A 19031-nucleotide genomic window follows, 5' to 3' on the forward strand; every position below is an offset into this window, starting at 1 on the left:
CCACACGAAACGAAACGGGGCGGGGTGGGGTGGGGGGAGGGGGGGAGGGGCCCCAAGAAGGCGACAGAACACCGAAGGCCGGCGCCCCAAGGCGCCGGCCTTCTCCGCGTCCCCCACCCCGCCCCGACCACTCAGGCGGCGACCACCCCCTGCTCCTCGCCCTGCTCCGCCTGCGCCGCCTTCCGGTCCCGCATCACCAGCGTCGCCACCATCGCCGCCGCCAGCACACCGATCGCGCTGACCGTGAAGGTCGTGGTCATCGCCGCGGTGAACGCCTCCCGGGCGGTGCGGACCAGTCCGGAGTCCCCGTTCGCGAGCGCCAGCGCCCCGGCGATGGAGTGCCTCGCCTGCTCCGGCGTCCCGGCCGGCATCCCGCTCGCGAAGCCGCTGGAGAGCAGCGAGCCCAGGATCGCGATGCCGAGGGCGGTGCCCGCCTGCTGGATGGTGTCGTTCAGCGCCGAGCCGACGCCCGCCTGCTCCGGCGGGATCGTCCCCATCAGCGCGCCCACCGCGGCCGGCATCGCCAGGCCCGCCCCGAGGCCGAGCAGCCCGAGCGCGACCGCCGGGACGGTGAAGCCGGTGTCGGCCGAGACGGTGGTCAGCAGCGCGAACGAAGAGGCCATGACGAGCATCCCGGCGAGGATCAGCAGCCGGTTCCCGAACTTCGCCGCGAACTTGGCGCCGAGCCCGTTGCCGAGCAGCGCCGCGACGGCCAGCGGCAGGAACGCGAGGCCCGCCTTGACCGGCGAGTACCCGAGGACGAACTGGAGGTACTGGGTGAGCACCAGCAGCAGTCCGCCGTTGCCGATCTGCACCAGGGTCAGCGACAGCGAACCCCCGCTGAAGTTGCGGGCCTTGAAGAGCGCCAGCGGCACCATCGGCGCGGCGGTGACGTTCTCCCACACCACGAAGCCGACCAGGGCGACCACCGCGACGGCCAGGGTGAGCAGCGCACGGCCGGCGAACGCGCCGTGCTGCGGGATCTCGATGATCCACCAGATCAGGGCGGTCATGCCGACGGCGGACAGCACGGCGCCGAGCGGGTCGGGCTTCTGCCACGGTCCCTTGGACTCCGGCATCAGCAGCAGGCCGGCCAGGATCGCCAGCGCCACCACCGGGACGTTGATGAAGAAGATCGAGTGCCAGGAGAAGTGGTCGATCAGAACCCCGCCGAGCACCGGGCTGCCGACCAGCCCGAGCATCGAGACCGATCCCCAGGCGGCCATCGCCTTGTTGCGCTCCTCCTCGTCGAAGACGGTGATGAGGATCGACAGGGTCGAGGGCATGATCAGCGCGCCGCCGACGCCCATCGCGATCCGGGCGGCGATGACCTCGCCGGGGTTGGTGCAGAAGCTCGCCGCGAGCGATGCCGCCCCGAAGAGCAGCAATCCGATGATCATGACCTTCCGGCGGCCGAAGCGGTCGCCGAGGCTGCCGGAGGTCAGCAGCAGGCCGGCGAAGACCAGGACGTAGGAGTCGAGGATCCACTGGGTGTCCTGGGCGCTCGCGCCGAGGTCCGCGGTCATCGAGGGCACCGCGACGGTCAGGGCCATGCTGTCGACCACCAGCACCAGCGAGCTCAGGCAGAGCACGATCAGGATCCACCAGCGGTGCGGGTTCCGACTCCCGGCCCCGGTCGCGTCGTCGACTGACATGGCTACCCCTCCCTGTTGCGCACACCGTTCCAGTGATGCGCACGTCGTTCCTTCGATGCGAACACTGTACGCACAGCGGAACGGTGTGCGCAACCATCGACTCCTGTACGCTCGATGCGAACGGTGTGCGCACCGGGTGGTGCGTGCAGCAGCGAGGAGGAGGAGCCGCCCATGGCCGCCCGAACGACCCCGATCCCGTCCGTGTGGGCCCGCCCGCAGCGCGAGCCCGACCAGCCCGCCCTCAGCCGGGCCGCGATCGTCCGCGAGGCGATCGCCGCGCTGGACGCCGAGGGCATCGACGCCCTGAGCATGCGCAAGCTCGCCGCCCGGCTGAACGCCGGCGCCACCTCCCTCTACCGGCACGTGGCCACCAAGGACGAGCTGATGGAGCTCGCCGTGGACGAGGTCTTCGGCGAGATGGCCGTGCCGCCCGCCGACAGCCCCGACTGGCGCGCCGCCGCCGTCGAGGCCGCCGAGGCGTTCCGGGCGACGGCCCTGCGTCACCCCTGGCTCTCCTCCGTCCTGGGCCAGGCCGGCCTCGCCTACCTCGGCCCCAACCTGCTCTCCTACTCGGAGCGGCTGGGCGCCCTCCTCTCCACCGCGGGCTTCCCGGAGCCGGCCCGGGCGATCGAGGTGCTGCTCTCCTACGTCATCGGGATGAGCACCACCGAGGCCGCCTGGCTCACCACGATCGCCCGCTCCGGCGAGACCGAGGCCGAGTTCATCGCCCGGCTGATGCCGGCCGCCCTGGAGGCCACCGCCGACTACGCCCACCTCTCCGGCGCCTACACGGCCGCTGCCGCGGACCCGGCCCCGGACCCGGTGGAGACCCGCAACGCCAAGTTCGCCTACGGTCTGGAGGTCGTCCTGGACGGCCTCGCCCTGCGACTGCCCCGCTGACCTCGGGCCGGGCCAAGGGCCGGACCAAGCCGCCCAACTCCCCGCAAAGGGACGGCACTCCCCGCCCCACCCCGCAGAATTCCGACGGGCCCGGGGCGGGGAGCGGGCACAATGGCGTAGTGATGGTCGGCCGTCCGGTGATCGGGGGGCCAGGGATTGGAGGCCCGGGTGAGCGATCTTCCGCGCAAGGCAATGACCCGTACGGCACGGCTCGCCGCCCTGCCGCTGGGGATAGCCGGTCGCGCCACGCTCGGCCTGGGCAAGCGCATCGGCGGCCGCTCGGCCGAGGTGGTCACCGCCGAGCTCCAACAGGCCACCGCGGACCAGCTCTTCAAGGTCCTCGGCGAGCTCAAGGGCGGGGCGATGAAGTTCGGACAGGTGCTGTCCGTCTTCGAGGCCGCGCTGCCCGAGGAGGTCGCCGGCCCGTACCGGGCGGCGCTCACCAAGCTGCAGGACGCCGCTCCCCCGATGCCCGCCGCCACGGTGCACACCGCGCTCGCCCAGCGGCTCGGGCCCGACTGGCGCGGGCTGTTCCTGGAGTTCGACGACCGGCCCGCGGCGGCGGCCTCGATCGGCCAGGTGCACCGCGCGGTCTGGCACGACGGGCGCCGGGTCGCGGTGAAGGTGCAGTACCCGGGCGCGGGCGACGCCCTGCTCGCGGACCTGTCGCAGCTGAGCCGGGTGGCCTGGCTGCTGGGCCCGCTGATCCCCGGGCTGGACATCAAGCCGCTGATCACCGAGCTGCGCGAGCGCGTCTCGGAGGAGCTGGACTACGAGTTGGAGGCGCAGGCCCAGCGCCGGCACGCCGAGGAGTTCGCGGGCGACCCGGACATCGTGGTGCCCGGGGTGGTGGCCCAGGCCGACCAGGTGCTGGTCACCGAGTGGATGGACGGCACCCCGCTGGCCGAGGTGATCGCGCGCGGCACCCAGGAGGAGCGCGACCGCGCCGGCCAGCTGCTGGCCCGCTTCCTGTTCGCCGGCCCGTCCCGGACCGGTCTGCTGCACGCCGACCCGCACCCGGGCAACTTCCGGCTGCTGAAGGACGACGGTCCGGCCGAGGGCTGGCGGCTGGGCGTGCTGGACTTCGGCACCGTGGACCGGCTGCCGGGCGGGCTGCCCGCCCCGATCGGGGCCTCGCTGCGGATGGCCCTGGACGGGGACGCGGCGGGCGTGCTGAAGATGCTGCGCGAGGAGGGCTTCGTGAAGCCCTCGATCCAGCTGGACCCGGACGCGGTGCTGGACTACCTGCTGCCGATCATCGAGCCGGCCGCGGTGGAGAACTTCCACTTCACCCGGGCCTGGATGCGGGCCCAGGCGGCCCGGATCGCCGATCCGCGCTCGCCCGCCTACGACCTGGGCAAGCAGCTGAACCTGCCCCCCGCGTACCTGCTGATCCACCGGGTGACGCTGAGCACCATCGGCGTGCTCTGCCAGCTGGGCGCCGAGGCGCCGTTCCGCGCGGAGATGCTGGAGTGGCTCCCGGAGTTCGCCGACCGGCCCAAGCGGCCCAAGCAGCCCCACAAGGTGCACAAGGCCCGGCAGCAGCCGCCGCAGCAGCCGAAGGCGCGCAGGAGCACCGGCTCCGCCGAGGGCTGAGCCGACCGGCGTCCCGCGCCAACGGCCGCAGGCCGCTCCCCCTCAGGGGGAGCGGCCTGCGGCACGACGGGGGTCGAGCGGAGGGCCCGGGGGCCCGCGGGCGCTACATCAGCGCCACGGCCAGGGCCTTGCGGGCCCGCAGCGAGGCCCGCTCGGCCCGCTGCTTGAGCTTGCGGGCCCGGACGACCCGGCTGACGAGCCGTTGGTTCTCGGCCTCGTGGAGCCTGTCTTGCATATGGGCCCGGGCCAGGGATTCGTGGAGGAGTTGCATTTCGAGGATCCTGTTCTGGGTCTGACGTTCGGTGGCCTGCTCGGCGCGGGCGGTGGGATCGACGGCGGCGGGGGTCATGTCGTGGTCCTGCTCGTGGTGCGTGCTCGGAAATGGGCTACGGGCTGCGGCGTCGGCCTTGGCGGCGGCGATCCGCACGGAACGGCGGAGGGCGCTGTCCAGCGGGGGCTGCTCTCCCCGGCGGACGACCCTGGCCTGGTCGGCGGGGTTCACGCCATGACCTCGGTCTTGCGCGGGCGGCCACGCGGCCGCTTGCGGGCCACGACGACGCCCTGGACGAAGAGCTCGCCACCCCAGACGCCCCACGGCTCACGCCGCTCCAGGGCGCCGGCGAGGCAGGCGTCCTTCACCGGGCAGGTGCCACAGAGGGACTTCGCGTACTCGACGTCGGCGGGCGTCTCGGCGAAGAAGACCTCGGGGTCGAAGGCGCGGCAGGGGATGGGGAGACCGAGAGCCTCGGCCTGCTCGATCGAGCTGATCTGCATGGAAGGAACCTCCGGGGGGTCGGCCTGGTCGGCCTTGGTGATCTGGCTTGTCGGCGGTACGGACGGGGTGGGCGGTGTGATGACCGTGGACACTGTGGGCGTCTTCCTCGTCTTCTCAGTGGTTCCGGCCCAGTGGACTGGTGGTGCTGGGCCGGAGGCCCCGGAGGGCCTGGGTGGTCTTGCGTACCGGACAAAACAGAAGGGCCGCGGATCCCGGTGGTGACGGGTTCCGCGGCCCTGGAGTGGCCGACCTGAGGCTGGCTCAGGTTCGTTCTCTCCAGGGTTCAGGCCCGCGGAAGGCCCGCATCCGGAAGGCCTCGGCGCCGTTGAAGGCGGCCATGGCCTGGTTGATCAGCTGCTCGTTCTGCTTCTGGGCGTTTCCGGCACCGATGACCCGCGCATAGCCGCCATGAATGGCAGCGGCTACGGCCGCCTTCGGTGCCTGGGTCGGTCGCTCATCGCGCGGGGAGCGCGACGTGCCGACCGGCGCCCAGTCACGGGACAGACCGGTCTCGACAACGGTGCCTTCGATGCTCCTGCCGGCCGTGAGGCACAGCTCAGTGTGTCCAAGACCACTGACAACGGGGGCGACGGAGACACCGGTGGTGTCGAGACCCAGACCGGTTCCACCGAGCTCGGCGAGCGCCCGCAGGCGGGCGGCACGCAGGGAGGCAGCGACAACGGTCTGGCCAGTCATTTTGGTGATCATGATGTTTCCCACTGTCTTCGCCTCCTCTCGGCGTCTCGCGGAGCCAGGTTCCCCCGGCCCCGAATGTTCGGATGTCTGTCTCGGTAAAGCTGTGGGCGAGGGGAATCGGCACAGGTGTCACCCCGTGCGACCGCGTCCCCTTGACCGCTCCGGCAGGCTATTGCGCTCCCGGTATGCCGCGCAAACTATTTTTCGCGGCGAGTTCCACGGCGTGTTCCACGGCCGGTGTCGAAGTCCCCGAGCAGTCCCCTGGACCGCGCCCGCGCCGGCTCACGCCGGATCGACCGGACCGTCGTCCTCGACGCCGTCCGGATCCTCCTCGGGCTCCTCCCCCGCACACAACGAGAGCACGGCGGCCCCGTACTTGTCCAGCTTCATCGCACCGACCCCGGAGATCGAGGCCAGTTCGCCGCGGCCGGCGGGCACGTCCTCGGCGATCGCCATGAGCGTCGCGTCGGTGAACACCACGTAGGCCGGGGCGCCCTGCTTCTTCGCCTGCCGGGCGCGCCACTCGCGCAGCCGCTCGTAGAGCGCCTCGTCCATCGTGGACGGGCAGCTCTCGCAGCGGCGCAGCTTGCGCTCGACGGCGTCGGTGAGCACCCGGTCGCAGACCCGGCACTTGACCGGTCCGCGGACCCGCCGGGCGGCGGAGCGCTCGCCGGGTTCGACGCCCCCGCGGCCGCCGCGCGCGCCGGTCCGCGCGCCGGGAGCGGCGGAGCCGGGGCGCAGCCCGTCGAGGAAGCGGCTGGGCTTGCGGCTCGCGCGGCCGCCCGGGGAGCGGGACAGCGCCCAGGAGAGGGTGAGGTGCTTGCGGGCGCGGGTGACGCCGACGTACAGCAGTCGGCGCTCCTCCTCGACCTGCTCGTCGGTCTTGGCGTAGATGATCGGCAGGGTGCCCTCGGTGAGGCCGACGAGGAAGACGGCGTCCCATTCGAGGCCCTTGGCGGCGTGCAGGGAGGCGAGGGTGACGCCCTCGACCGCGGGGGCGTGCTGGGCGGCGGCGCGGGCGTCGAGTTCGGCGACGTAGGCGGCGAGGTCGGTGGTCCGGCCCTCGGCGGCGCGGGTGCGCTCGAACTCCTCGGCGAGCCGGACGAGGGCGGCCAGGGACTCCCAGCGGTCCCGGACGGCGCCGGAGCCGGCCGGGGGCTCGGGGGTGAAGCCGCGGGTGGCGAGGACGGCGCGGACCTGGCCGGCCAGGTCGGGGGCGCCGTCGGTGAGCGGGTCGGAGGCGGCGCGGGCGGCGCCGCGCAGCAGGACGCCGGCGTCGCGGACCTCGGGGCGCTCGAAGAACCGCTCGGCGCCCTTGAGCTGGTAGGGGACGCCGAGGTCGGCGAGGGCCTGCTCGTAGACCTCGGACTGGCCGTTGGTGCGGAACAGGACGGCGATCTCGCTGGCGCGCACGCCGGCGGCGAGGAGTTCCTTGATCCGCCGGGCGGTGGTCTCGGCCTCGGTGGGCTCGTCCTCGTACTCGGTGTAGACGGGCTCGGGGCCGGCCTCGCGCTGGGAGACGAGTTCCAGGCGGTGGCGGGCGGCCTCGCCGCGGGCCTGGGCGAGCAGCCCGTTGGCGAGGTGGACGACCTGGGGGGTGGAGCGGTAGTCGCGGACGAGTTTGACGACCGTGGCCTCGGGGTGGCGGCTGCGGAAGTTCAGCAGGTAGTCGGGGGTGGCGCCGGTGAAGGAGTAGATGGTCTGGCTGGCGTCGCCGACGACGCACAGGCTGGCGCCGCCGCCGGGGCCGGTCCACTGGTCGAGCAGGCGCTGCTGGAGCGGGGAGACGTCCTGGTACTCGTCGACGGTGAAGTGCCGGTACTGGGAGCGGACCTGGTCGGCGATGTCCGGGCGGTCCTCCAGGATGGCGGCGGTGAGCAGCAGGACGTCCTCGAAGTCCATGTTTCCGCGGCGGCTCTTGGCCTCCTCGTAGACGCGGTAGACCTGGGCGGTCTCGGCCGGGTCGCGGGGGGCTTCGCGGCCGGACTTGGCGACGGCGGCCGGGTAGTCCTCGGGGGCGGTCTGGGTGACCTTGGCCCACTCGATCTCGGCGGTGAGGTCGCGCAGTTCGGTGCGCTGGACGCGCAGGCCGCAGCGGCCGGCGGACTCGGCGACCAGCTGGACCTTGCGTTCGAGCAGCTGCGGGACGGGGCCGCCGACGGCGCGCGGCCAGAAGTACTGGAGCTGGCGCAGGGCGGCGGCGTGGAAGGTGCGGGCCTGGACGCCGTCGGCGCCGAGCTGGCGCAGCCGGCCGCGCATCTCGCCGGCGGCGCGGGCGGTGAAGGTGACGGCGAGGACCTGCTGCGGGTGGTAGACGCCGCTGCGCACGCCGTAGGCGATCCGGTGGGTGATGGCGCGGGTCTTGCCGGTGCCGGCGCCGGCGAGGACGCAGACGGGGCCGTGCAGGGCGGTGGCGACGGCGCGCTGTTCGGGGTCGAGCCCGGCGAGCACGGCGTCGGGGCCCGTGGCGGTGCCGGGGTCGGCCCAGGGGGAGCCGTGGGGGCCGTCGTACGGGCTGCCGCTCAAGAGGTCTTCCTGCATGCGTTCCATCCTCTCAGCCCGGTGGGACAACGGGGGCGGGGTTGTCCACAGGCCCGGTGTGATCGCAGGATGATCGCTCCGCAGTGCGGTGGATGGCGGGTCGGAATGCCCGCCGCCCGGTGGACGTTCAGTCCGGAGACCGCACGCACCTCTCTTTCGAAGGAGCCCCCTCGATGTCCGGCACCGTGACGATGTACAGCACGACCTGGTGTGGGTACTGCAACCGACTCAAGAGCCAGCTGGACCGTGAAGGCATCGGCTACACCGAGATCAACATCGAGGAGGACCCGGCGTCGGCGTCCTTCGTCGAGTCGGTGAACGACGGCAACCAGACGGTGCCGACGGTGCTGGTGACGCCGGTGGGCGGCGGCGAGCAGGTCGTCATGACCAACCCGAGCCTGCTGCAGGTCAAGAAGGCCCTGGCGGCCTGAGCCGGCCGGTCCGTCCGTCCGGCCGGCGCGCGTCACGGCGCGTCGGCCCGGGCGGGGTCGACCGGCGCGGCGGGCGCGGGCAGGGTGGTGCGCGCGCCGAGGTCGCCGACGCCGTAGACGAGCCGGCTGCGGTCGGCCGAGTAGCGGGTCTCGATGACCCGGACGGGCCCGCGCCGGTCGTAGGTGACGCGGGTCTGCACCATGAGCGGCACGCCGGGTCCGCCCTGGAACCACTGGGCCTCCTCGGGGCCGGGCATCCGGGCCACCAGGTGGTCGACGGCGCCGACCTCGACCCGCCCGAGCGCGGCGAGCACCGCCTCGTCGCCGCCCTCGACGGGGTCGGGTTCCATCAGCGGGGTGCCGGCGGCGAGGCCGGCCCGGTAGTGGCTCTCCTCGATGGAGTACGGCTCGCGGTCGAGCAGCCGCAGCTGGCGGCGGACCACGATGGCCTCGCCGGGGCGCAGTCCGAGCCGTTCGGCGATGTCCACCCGGGCCCGGACGATCATCATCTCGAAGTCGGTGCCGAGTTCGCGGCCGGCCTCGGCGGCCTCGCCGAGGTAGACGGCGGAGGGCGCGGCCAGGCAGTCGCGCGGCGCGGGGGCCAGCGTGGGCCCGTAGGCGCGGTGGTCCAGGACGGGGTGTTCGCGCAGGTAGGTGCCCTTGCCCTGGAGGCGGACCAGCCGGCCCTCGTTGACCAGGACGTCGACCGCGAGGCGGACGGTGTTGCGGGCGACGCCGTACTGGCGCTCCAGTTCGCTCTCGACCGGCAGGGCGGCGTCGGCGGTGAACTCGCCCTCGGCGATCCGACGGCGCAGGTCGGCGGCGAGGCGCTGGTATTTGGGGGATTGGGCGGTGCCCCGGGGGATTGTCACCCGAGTGAATGTAGCGAGCGCGGTGACGCGGTTTCAGCCGTTTCCGGCAATGTCGTCCGTGCGGGTTGACGGCGCCGCGCCGGACGTGCGTTCCGGTAGCAGAACTGGCCCGTCCGGATACGAACAGCGGGTCGTGGGGAATTCGGAAAGGGATCGGAAAGAAAAGAGGGGGCGCGCGGCTTGGGCCGCGCGCCCCCTTTCGTCTGGCATTACCAGCGCGCCGCCGAGGGCAGCGGCTCGCCGTACCAGAGCTCGACCAGGTGCCGGGCGATCGAGATGCCGGACGGCGGCAGGATCTCGCCCGCCTCCATCCCGGCCCGCAGCTCCTCGCGGGAGAACCAGCGCGCCTCGGCCAGTTCCTCGCCGTCCACGGTGATCTCGGTCCCGCCGGGCAGCGCCTTGCCGGTGAAGCCGAGCATCAGGCTGGACGGGAACGGCCAGGGCTGGCTGGCCACGTACTGGACCTCGCCGACCCGCACGCCCGCCTCCTCGTGCACCTCGCGGGCCACCGCCTGCTCGATCGACTCCCCCGGCTCGACGAAGCCCGCCAGGGTCGACCAGCGGCCCTCGGGCCACAGCGCCTGGCGGCCGAGCAGGCAGCGGTCCTGCTCGTCGGTGATCACCATGATCACCGCCGGGTCGGTGCGCGGGTAGTGCTCGGCCGCGCAGGAGGTGCAGCGCCGCACGTGCCCGGCGCCGGCCTTCTCGGTCGGGTGCCCGCAGCGCGAGCAGAAGCTGTGCAGCCGGTGCCAGTGCTCCAGCGCGACGGCGTGCACCAGCAGCCCGGCGTCGCGGTCGGACAGCAGCGCGCCGACCTCGCGCAGCCCGGCCGGACGGGCGTCGCCGTCCAGCCGCCCGGGCAGGCTCTCGCCGGCCAGCGCGAAGTACGACACGCCGTCCTCGTCGGTGCCCAGGAAGTACCGGTCGCCGGTCTGCGGGGCCTCGAAGGAGGGCAGCAGCACCAGCTCGGTGCCCCGCGCGGTGTCGACCACGAAGGCCTCGCCGCCGGCGATCGGCAGCACCCGGGTGGCCGGGTGGCTCCAGGCCGCCGCCAGCCAGGGCTCGTCGAACCGGTGCTCGGCGGCCCGGTCGACCCCGGCCCTGGCCAGTGCCAGCTGCGACGGGCGCTCGGTCTCAGGCACGGTGCTCACAGGTTCCATCCCCACGTGGTGAATCATCCGGATGAGTGATCTGACAGGCGGTCTCGCGGACGGCGGCCGCGGTGCGCACGGCCGCCTCGGTGCGAACGGCCGCCGCGGTGCGCGCGGAGGCCGTGGTGGGCGGAGCTCCGGTCACGCGCCGGGCCGGAAGTTCTCGGCCAGGTCGCCCCACAGGTAGGCGGCGGTCTCCACGCCCTTGGCCAGCAGGTCCAGCTCCACCTTCTCGTTGACCGAGTGCCAGCCGTCCGAGGGCACCGAGATGCCCAGGAACAGCACCGGCGCGCCCAGGACGTCCTGCAGGTCCGCGGCGGGGCCGGAGCCGCCCTCGCGGGTGAAGAGGACCTTCTGCCCGAAGGCCCGTTCCATCGCGCGGACGGTGGACCGCAGAGCCGGGTGGTCCAGCGGGGTCAGGCAGGGCCGGGTCGCGCCCGGGAAGACCAGCTCGTACCGGACGCCCTCGGGCACCCGCTCGGCCACCCACGCGCGCACCGCCTCGCGGACCTTCTCCACCTCCTGCCCGGCGACCAGCCGGAAGGACAGCTTCAGGTGCGCCGACGCGGGGACGATGGTCTTGCCGCCGGGGCCGGTGTAGCCGCCCCAGATGCCGTTGACCTCGGCGGTCGGGCGGGCCCAGATCCGCTCCAGGGTCGAGTAGCCGGCCTCGCCGCGGGTGCCGTACGACTTGGCGACCCGCAGCCACTGCTCCTCGTCGAACGGCAGCTCGGCGAACAGCTCGCGCTCGCGCTCGGTCAGCTCGACCACGCCGTCGTAGAAGCCCGGGATCGCCACCCTGCGGTCGGCGTCGTGCAGCGCGGCGGCCAGCTCGGCCGCGACCTGGGCCGGGTTGGGGACGGCGCCGCCGAAGGAGCCGGAGTGGATGTCGGTGTCCGGGCCGAACAGGTCGACCTGGGCGTCGGCGAGGCCGCGCATGCCGGTGCAGACGGTCGGCGTGGTGGCGGACCACATGCCGGTGTCCGAGATGACGACCACGTCGGCGGCCAGCCGGCCGGCCTCGCGGCGGACCAGGTCGGCGAAGTTCGGGGAGCCGGACTCCTCCTCGCCCTCGATCAGCAGCTTGAGGTTGACGGCCGGCGCGGTGCGGCCGGTCGCGGCCAGGTGGGCGCGCACGCCCAGGGTGTGGAAGAACACCTGGCCCTTGTCGTCGGCGGCGCCGCGCGCGTACAGCCGGTCGCCGACCACGGTCGGGGTGAACGGCTCGGTGTCCCAGCCGTCCTCCTTCGCGGCGGGCTGCACGTCGTGGTGCCCGTAGACCAGGACGGTCGGGGCGGACGGGTCCCCGGAGGGCCACTCGGCGAACACCGCCGGCAGGCCGTCGGTCTCCCACACCTCGGCCACCGGGAAGCCGGTCCCGCGCAGCTTGGCGGCCAGCCAGTCCGCGGAGCGCCGCACGTCGTCGGCGCGCTCCGGGTCGGCGGAGACCGAGGGGATGGCCAGCCAGTCGGAGAGGTCGGCCAGGAAGTCGGCCTGGTGCGACTCGATGTAGGAGCGGACGGCGCTGTCCGGGGTTCTCGTCATACCGACGACTGTAGTTCGCCCGCGCGGGTGCCCGCCCCGGCCGTCCGGCTGCCGGGCGCTCCCCGGGCTGTAACCTCCGTCACCCCCGCCGCGACGGGAGCGCGGACGGGGGTGGCGGTGGCCCGGGCGGGGCCGGGTACGGGCTCAGCCCGAGCGGCGCAGCATGGTGATCCGCGAGCGGGTGAGCACGGCCGCGAGGGCGGCCGCGAGCAGCGGCAGCACCACGACGGTGGCGGCGATGGTCGGCCACGGGAAGACCACGAGCGCCTTGTCCGCGATCTGCTCCGGGCTCATCCCGGGGTAGGTGTTCGCCGCGCCCTCGACCTTGCGCAGCGCCACACCCGGCACGATCCCGCTGACCACGCCGAGCAGGGCGCCCATCGCCGCGATCACGCCGCACTGGAACCCGGACAGCGAGCGCCGGATGCGGGGCTCGGCGCCGACCGCCGCGAGGGTGGTCAGGTCGCGCTGGGAGTCGGCGGCGGCCAGGCCGGTGGCGATGCCGGCCGCGCCGAGGGCGACCAGGCCGGCGAAGGCGGTCAGGCCGAGGGTGACCAGGCCGGCCTCGCTCTGGTAGCCGCGCTCGACGGTCAGGAGTTCACGGTCGGTCATCTTGGCCAACGCGCCGTCGGCCTTCTGCTGCGCGCCGTCCGAGGGCGCGGTGCCGGGCAGCCAGACCGAGCCGACCGCCGCGGTGGTGAAGCCGAGCCGGGCGGCGGTGGCCGGGCTGACCACGGCCTGCCCCGGGGCGGGCAGGGCGGCGTCCGCCAGGACGGCGTCGACGGCGATCTCGTGGTCGACCGGCTTGTGGCCGACCGTGCCGCTGTCGTCGTCCGGTTCGCTGAACCGCACCGCGACCTTGCCGTCCTTGAGGTACCGGGCGTCGAAGACCACGGCCTTGCCCGCGGCGAGGGCCTGGCCGGCGGCCGGATCGGTGACGCCGTACAGGTTGCGCAGCAGGGTGGCGTCGCCGGCCGCCAACGGGCCGTACGGGTTGCCGCGGCGGGTGTCGCCCTGGCAGCGCTTGTCGGTCGACAGGATCCGTTCGGCCTCGCCGGGGCCGAACTCGTGGTCGGCGTCGCGGATCGGGCAGCGGGTGTCCTTGGGCAGCTCGACGCTGACGTAGCCGCACGGCGCGCCGTCGGAGCAGTCGCCCTTGTAGTGCACGTTCTGGACGTCGGCACGGGGGCCGAGGTCCGGGATGGCCCGTTCGACGGCCTCGCGCATCTGCGGCAGCAGTTTGCCGTCGGCACTGGTGAGCCAGCCGGTGCCGAGCAGGACGGCTCCGGACGGGCCGTGGGCGACGTACTCGCGCCGGTACTGCTCCTCGAAGCTCGCGGTGTACACGCTGACGGCGACGGAGCCGGCCACGGCGGCCATCACGGCGGCGACGGCGGGCGCGGTGCGGCCGCGGTGGCGCACCGAGTCGCGCAGGGCGAGCCGGGGGCCGAGCGAGAGCCAGCGGCCGAGCCGGCCGAAGAGGCCGACCAGGTAGGGGGTGAGGGCGACCATGCCGAGCTCGGCGACGGCCGAGCCGCCGAGGACGGCGAGGCTGCGGTTGCCGCTGGTGGCGCCGAACAGCGCGAGGGCGGCGCCACCGCCGAGCATCACCAGTCCGAGCACGGCGAGCTTGCGGCTCGGCGGCTTGAGCGAGTCGCGCCCGGTCAGCGCGGAGACGACGTCCTGGCGGGAGGCCTGGACGGCGGGAACGACGGCGGCGAGCAGCCCGGTGACCAGGCCGACCAGCAGGATGCCGAGCAGGTCGCCCGGCTGGAGGGCGAAGTGGCCGAAGCGCCCCCCGGCCCGTTCCTCGGCCCGGGTCTGCAGCACGGCGACCAGTCCGACGCCGACGCCGAGACCGATCACGGCGCCGGTGATGCCGAGCACGATGCCCCCGCCGAGGACGACCGCACGGACGTTGGCGCGGTCACCGCCGGCGGCGGCGAGCAGGCCCAGCTGCCGCCGGGAACGCCGGGCCCCGACGGCGAAGGCGGGGCCCGCGAGGAGGACGATCTCCAGCAGGGCCATCCCCATGACCGTGGCGAGGATGACGACGGAGGTCCGGTTGAAGTACGAGGTCTCACCGTCACGGCCGTGGTCCCGTTCGGTGAAGTACGGGACGTCGGCACGGGCCGGGGGGTCGACCAGGACGGCGCGCGAGGTGGCGGTGAAGCCGTACTCGTTGAGCTCGGTGACCTTGTGCCAGTCGAGGGCGGCACCGTCCGGGAGCTTGACCAGCCAGCGGGTGGGCTCGCCGGTACCGGCGGCCGGGCCGCGGGTGGCACCGGAGGTGCGGGCGAGCCGGTCGATCACCGCGCCGGGCGGCGCGACCAGCTCGGTGGCGCCGAGCTCGCCGGGGTACTCGTACACACCGGTGATGGTGAACGGGGCGGACTCCAGGCCGCGGACGGCGGTCCGGTCACCGAGCTCGAGCCCGGAGCGCCGGAGGAAGTCCGGCGTGACGGCGGCCTCCCGCTCGTTCGCGGGGGCGCGGCCCCGGACCCTGTTCAACCGCCCCTGCCAGACCGGGTCGTTCAGGTCGGCCTCGCTGACGTGGGTGGCGAGCAGGCCCTGGGCGCTGCTCGCCGCGGTGTACGGGCCCTGGCGTTCCGGCACGAGGGTGGCGCCGGCCGGGAGCAGCCGGCGGGCCAGCTCGCCGGGCGCGGTGTCCAGGGCGCTCTGCTGCGCGGGGGTGTACTGCGGGGCGGTGCCGTCCTTGGCCGTGTCCTTGGGGCTCACCACGGTGAAGCCCTGCTCCGGATCGGGTGCCTGCTTGACGGAGGCGCCGCGCTCGATCATCTCCAGCTCGGCGGCGGCCTGGCCCATGACCCGTACGGCGTGTTCGGCGGGCGAGAGGTCGGCGCTGCGGAAGACCACGTCGGCGCCGGTGACGCCGAGGACGGGCAGCGCGACCATGGCGACGACCAGGGCGCTGCGGCCCTTGGCGCGCAGGGCGTCACGGCGGGCGATGCGCAGGGCGACCCGCCAGGCGCTGAGCTTCACTCGTCCACCTTCATGCTGTTGGTGGCGGCGCTGACGAGCAGGCTGGCGGCGTCCTGGCTGAGGGACTCGTCGACCATGCGGCCGTCGCGCAGGAAGACCACGCGGTCGGCCCAGGCGGCGTGCCGGGCCTCGTGGGTGACCATCATCGCGGCGGCGCCGGCGTCGCAGCGGGCGCGCAGGACGGCGAGGACGGCCTCCCCGGTGGTGGAGTCGAGGGCGCCGGTGGGTTCGTCGGCGAGGACCAGGCGGCGGTCGCCGATCAGGGCGCGGGCGATGGCGACGCGCTGCTGCTGACCGCCGGACATGTCGTCGGGGAAGCGGTCGGCGAGTTCGGGGATGCCGAGCTCCTCCAGGGCGGCGAGGGCCTCGCGGCGGGCGGCGCGGGCGGACAGGCCGTCGAGTTCGCGCGGCAGGGAGATGTTCTCGGCCGCGGTGAGGGCCGGGATCAGGTTGTAGTCCTGGAAGACGTAGCCGACGGAGCGCCGGCGGACCTGCGCGAGCTTCTTGCGGTTGAGGTCGCCGAGGACGGCGCCCTCGACCAGGACCCGGCCGCTGCTCGGGGTGTCGAGGCCGCCCGCCAGGGTGAGCAGGGTCGACTTGCCGGAGCCGGAGGGGCCCATGACGGCGACGAACTCGCCGGGGTGGACCTTGAGGTCGACGCCGCGCAGGGCCTGGACCTCGGCAGCGCCGTGGCCGTGGACGCGGGTGACGTTCTCCAGGTGCAGCACCGGCGCCTGCCGGGACTCTTGGGTGTGGGACACGATTCCCCCCTTGTGCTGGGTGTGGGCCCGGAGCCGGGCCCGGGCCGGTGGTTCGGGTGCCGGCGGCCTCAGGCGCGCAGGCGGCGGCCGCGTTTCGCGGGCGCGGTGCCGCCGTCGCGGGCGGCCTCGGCGATGCGGGCCTGCAGGTGTTCGGCCTGCTGGGCGAGCCGGGTCTCGCAGTGGTCGAGCCAGCGGATCTCGGCTTCGGTCTGGAAGATCAGCTGGTCGAGGACGAGCAGCCAGGCCAGGTCGTTGCTCGCGGAAGGAACGACGCCGGGCCGCGATTCGCCGGCCAGGGCGCGGCCCTTGAGCCGGGTGTAGTCCTGCAGCGCCTTGATGCTGTGCCGGCGCTGGCCCTGGACGACGGCGGAGACGTCCACCCCCGGGACGGTGACGGCCATGGCGAGCTTGATCGCCAGTTCGTCGCGCGGGGGGTTGGTGCGGGGCACCGGGGTGTCGAACCAGGCCCTCAGCTCGGCGCGGCCGGCGTCGGTGGCGGCGTAGAACTGGTGGCCCTCGTCGTCCTCCCCGGCGGCCTCGACCAGGCCGTCGCGCTCCAGCCGGGACAGCGTGGTGTAGACCTGCCCGACATTGAGCGGCCAGGTGGCGCCGGTGCGCGCCTCGAACTCGGTGCGCAGCTGGTAGCCGTAGCGCGGGCCCTGGTCGAGCAGGGCGAGCAGACCGTGACGGATGGACATACTCAGTATGTATACCCGGTATGCCCTCCCGTCTCAAGCCGCGCCCCCTCCCCCCGGCGACCGGGTACCGTCGTGCGGTGTGAGCCAGTTGCGCATCGCCACCTTCAACCTGTTGCACGGTCAGCCGCTCGCCGCGGACGGCGCGCCGCGGCCCTACCCCTCCGACGCCGGGGAGCCGCTCGCCGAGGCGGTGGCCGCGCTGGACGCCGACGTGCTGGCGCTGCAGGAGGTGGACCGGTACCAGGTGCGCTCCGGCGGCACCGACCAGGCGGCGGTGGCGGCCGCGGCGATGGGTGCCAAGGACTGGCGCTTCGCCGCCGCGCTGCACGGCCGCCCCGGCCCGGTCGCGGGCTGGCTGCCCGACCCGTCCGGGCCGAACGGCCTGCGGGTGTACGGGCCCGCCGAGATCGGCGACGGCGCCCCGCCCTCGTACGGGACGGCGCTGCTGACCCGGCTGCCGGTGCGGCACTGGCGGGCCCGGCGCTTCGCCCCGGCGCCGTTCGGGCTGCCGCTGCGGGTGGCCGGGCGGCGCGGGCTGACGCCGGTGCCGGACGAGCCGCGGGCCGCGCTGGCGGCCGTCCTGGAGGGCGAGCGCGGGCCGTTCACCGTGGTGGCGACGCACCTGTCCTTCGTACCGGGCTGGAACATGGCGCAGCTGGCGGGCATCCGGCGGTGGATCGCCGACCTGCCGCAGCCGTACCTGGTGCTGGGCGACTTCAACCTGGTCGGCGCGGTGCCCCGCACGGTGCTCGGCGGGGCGACCGCGCTGGACCGCACCGCGCCGCGGGTGCGGGTGCGGGACCTGCGGGCGGCCCGCCGGGCCCGGCCGCGGCTGACCGAGCCGCGCCGTCGACGGGTGCGCGAGCCCCGCACCCGGCTGCAGGGCTGGTACGACCTGGCGCGCACGCCGACCTACCCCTCGCACCGGCCGGCGGTGCAGTTCGACCACGTGCTGGCGGTCGGCGTGCCGCGCACGGCGGTGGGCCCGGCGGCCGCGCCGCGCACCGGGGTGTCGGACCACCGGCCGCTGCTGGTCGAGGTCTCCCTGTAGCGGGCGCCGGGGGGCGGCGCCGCTACTGTCTCGTCAGGACCCCGGCCTGCTGCGGGACGTGCAGGACGGCCGTCGGCGACGGGTCGTACTGCAGGAGCAGCATCGCCGCGTCGTCGCCGAGCTGGCGCCCGACGTGCCGCACCACGTCCTCGTGCAGGCGCCGCAGGACGTCGGCCGGGCGGCCGTCGGCGCAGCGGGGGAAGCGTTCGGCGAGCGGGTAGAAGGCGCCCTCGCGGTCGCGGGCCTCGATCACCCCATCGGTGAACAGCAGCACCCGGTCCTCGCCGCGCAGTCGCAGCCGGTGCACCGGCGGGCGGACGTCGACCGGGTCGAGGACGCCCAACGGCGGTACGGTCTCGTCGAGTTCGAGCGGTCTGACCTGGTCGCCGCGGAGCAGCAGCGGTGCCGGGTGGCCGCAGTTGACGATCTCCGCCGAGCCGTCCGGCGCGACGCCGATCAGCACCAGGGTGACGAACTCCTCCTCCACGCCCGGGTGGTCGTTCTCGTGCAGGGCGCGGTCGAGGCTGACGGCCAGCCAGCCGGCCACCCGGTCCAGCGCGGGCTCCTGGTGGGCGGCCTCGCGGAAGGCGCCGAGCACGGCGGCGGCCGTCTCGACCGCGCCGAGGCCCTTGCCCCGTACGTCGCCGACCACGGCCCGGACGCCGTGCCGGGTGTTGACCACCTCGTAGAGGTCGCCGCCGATCCGGGCGTGCGCGGCGGCGGCCTCGTAGTGCACGGCGGCCCGGACGGTGCCGACCCGCTCGGGGACGGGCCGCAGCAGGACCCGGCGGGCGATCGAGGCGACCAGCTGGGCGTCGGCCAGCGCCCGCTCCTGGCGCAGCCGCAGGGTGGCGCTGACCCAGCCGATGGTGGCGACGAGCAGGATGGCGATGACGCTGGCGGCGTGCACGGACTCGCCGAGCGTGTCGCTGCGGAAGGCCATCAGGAAGGCGGCGGCCTCGGTGCACAGGCCGATGACGAAGGGGTACCAGGTGCGCCGGCTGACCATGGCGGCCAGCGCGGGTACGGCGGTGAGGGCGGGTTCGACCGTCACCTCGGTGCCGCTGAGGTAGTCGAGGACGACGATCAGCGCCATGCCGATGAACGGCAGCGCGAGCGCCGTCCTCGGCCAGGTGCCGGTCGCGCCCGGGGCGGGTCCCGGGGTCGGCCCGGTGAACCGCTCTCTGATCCATCCGGTCGCGCTCAACGTCGGTTTCTCCAGCAGAAGACGCCGATGCCCGGGGGCACCTGCGGCGATGACTGAGGGTTAGGGAATGCGGGCCTCGCTGGCGGCCGGAGCACGGGGGTTGACCGGTTACCGACCCCACAATAGGCGCGAAACGTGCACGACGCACA

At 74.2% G+C, this 19031-nt stretch carries 16 protein-coding genes; 4 read left to right on the forward strand and 12 right to left on the reverse strand.

Annotated elements, in window-relative coordinates:
* Positions 1-131: 131 nt before the first annotated feature.
* Positions 132-1655: an MFS transporter gene (locus ACIRD3_RS21765; protein ID WP_402219033.1), complete on the reverse strand. Its 1524-nt coding sequence runs from the start codon at positions 1653-1655 to the stop codon at positions 132-134.
* A 171-nt stretch (positions 1656-1826) separates the two neighbouring features.
* On the opposite strand from ACIRD3_RS21765, the gene ACIRD3_RS21770 reads away from it, so the two are divergent.
* Both ACIRD3_RS21770 and ACIRD3_RS21775 read left to right on the forward strand, forming a co-directional pair.
* Positions 1827-2555 carry a TetR/AcrR family transcriptional regulator gene (locus ACIRD3_RS21770; RefSeq protein WP_402219035.1) on the forward strand — a complete coding sequence of 243 codons (729 nt, stop codon included), beginning with the start codon at positions 1827-1829 and terminating at the stop codon, positions 2553-2555.
* Between the two features lie 168 nt (positions 2556-2723).
* Positions 2724-4151, forward strand: a complete 1428-nt coding sequence (locus tag ACIRD3_RS21775) for an ABC1 kinase family protein (protein WP_402219037.1) — start codon at positions 2724-2726, stop codon at positions 4149-4151.
* A 103-nt stretch (positions 4152-4254) separates the two neighbouring features.
* On the opposite strand, the gene ACIRD3_RS21780 is transcribed toward ACIRD3_RS21775, so the two are convergent.
* From ACIRD3_RS21780 to ACIRD3_RS21795, 4 genes are all read right to left on the reverse strand, one after another.
* Positions 4255-4653 (reverse strand): hypothetical protein, encoded by a 399-nt coding sequence (locus tag ACIRD3_RS21780; RefSeq protein WP_402219040.1) that lies wholly within the window; start codon positions 4651-4653, stop codon positions 4255-4257.
* Positions 4650-5018 (reverse strand): WhiB family transcriptional regulator, encoded by a 369-nt coding sequence (locus tag ACIRD3_RS21785; RefSeq protein WP_402219043.1) that lies wholly within the window; start codon positions 5016-5018, stop codon positions 4650-4652. The genes ACIRD3_RS21780 and ACIRD3_RS21785 overlap by 4 nt, the downstream gene beginning before the upstream one ends.
* A 169-nt stretch (positions 5019-5187) precedes the next feature.
* Complete coding sequence (locus ACIRD3_RS21790) at positions 5188-5646, reverse strand: hypothetical protein (RefSeq protein WP_402219046.1); 459 nt, start codon at positions 5644-5646, stop codon at positions 5188-5190.
* A 258-nt stretch (positions 5647-5904) separates the two neighbouring features.
* Positions 5905-8172, reverse strand: coding sequence for an ATP-dependent DNA helicase UvrD2 (locus tag ACIRD3_RS21795; protein ID WP_402219048.1), 2268 nt, complete (start codon positions 8170-8172; stop codon positions 5905-5907).
* Positions 8173-8336: 164 nt separating this feature from the next.
* On the opposite strand from ACIRD3_RS21795, the gene ACIRD3_RS21800 reads away from it, so the two are divergent.
* A complete protein-coding gene (locus ACIRD3_RS21800; protein WP_402219051.1) occupies positions 8337-8594 on the forward strand; it encodes a mycoredoxin in 258 nt (85 codons plus the stop codon).
* 32 nt (positions 8595-8626) lie between these two features.
* On the opposite strand, the gene ACIRD3_RS21805 is transcribed toward ACIRD3_RS21800, so the two are convergent.
* The 6 genes from ACIRD3_RS21805 to ACIRD3_RS21830 all read right to left on the reverse strand — a co-directional run bounded on the left by ACIRD3_RS21805 (position 8627) and on the right by ACIRD3_RS21830 (position 16624).
* A complete protein-coding gene (locus ACIRD3_RS21805; protein ID WP_402219054.1) occupies positions 8627-9466 on the reverse strand; it encodes a GntR family transcriptional regulator in 840 nt (279 codons plus the stop codon).
* A 209-nt stretch (positions 9467-9675) separates the two neighbouring features.
* Complete coding sequence (nudC, locus tag ACIRD3_RS21810; protein WP_402219417.1) at positions 9676-10626, reverse strand: NAD(+) diphosphatase; 951 nt, start codon at positions 10624-10626, stop codon at positions 9676-9678.
* A gap of 132 nt (positions 10627-10758) precedes the next feature.
* Complete coding sequence (locus ACIRD3_RS21815; RefSeq protein ID WP_402219057.1) at positions 10759-12162, reverse strand: dipeptidase; 1404 nt, start codon at positions 12160-12162, stop codon at positions 10759-10761.
* Between the two features lie 144 nt (positions 12163-12306).
* On the reverse strand, positions 12307-15165 hold the full coding sequence (locus ACIRD3_RS21820) for an FtsX-like permease family protein (RefSeq protein ID WP_402219060.1): 2859 nt from the start codon (positions 15163-15165) through the stop codon (positions 12307-12309).
* Entirely contained in the window at positions 15162-15926 is a 765-nt protein-coding gene (locus ACIRD3_RS21825; protein WP_402219063.1) for an ABC transporter ATP-binding protein, read from the reverse strand. Before ACIRD3_RS21825 ends, ACIRD3_RS21820 begins: the two co-directional genes overlap by 4 nt.
* 68 nt (positions 15927-15994) lie before the next feature.
* A complete protein-coding gene (locus ACIRD3_RS21830) occupies positions 15995-16624 on the reverse strand; it encodes a PadR family transcriptional regulator (protein WP_402219065.1) in 630 nt (209 codons plus the stop codon).
* Positions 16625-16703: 79 nt separating this feature from the next.
* On the opposite strand from ACIRD3_RS21830, the gene ACIRD3_RS21835 reads away from it, so the two are divergent.
* The gene (locus ACIRD3_RS21835; RefSeq protein ID WP_402219068.1) at positions 16704-17675 is read left to right on the forward strand and encodes an endonuclease/exonuclease/phosphatase family protein; all 972 of its coding nucleotides are present in this window, start codon (positions 16704-16706) and stop codon (positions 17673-17675) included.
* 22 nt (positions 17676-17697) lie between these two features.
* Here the strand turns inward: ACIRD3_RS21835 and ACIRD3_RS21840 are convergent, their stop codons facing one another.
* Complete coding sequence (locus tag ACIRD3_RS21840) at positions 17698-18882, reverse strand: PP2C family protein-serine/threonine phosphatase (RefSeq protein ID WP_402219071.1); 1185 nt, start codon at positions 18880-18882, stop codon at positions 17698-17700.
* Between the last annotated feature and the right edge of the window lie 149 nt (positions 18883-19031).

Source organism: Kitasatospora sp. NPDC093550, from assembly GCF_044764985.1.
Lineage (GTDB): Bacteria > Actinomycetota > Actinomycetes > Streptomycetales > Streptomycetaceae > Kitasatospora.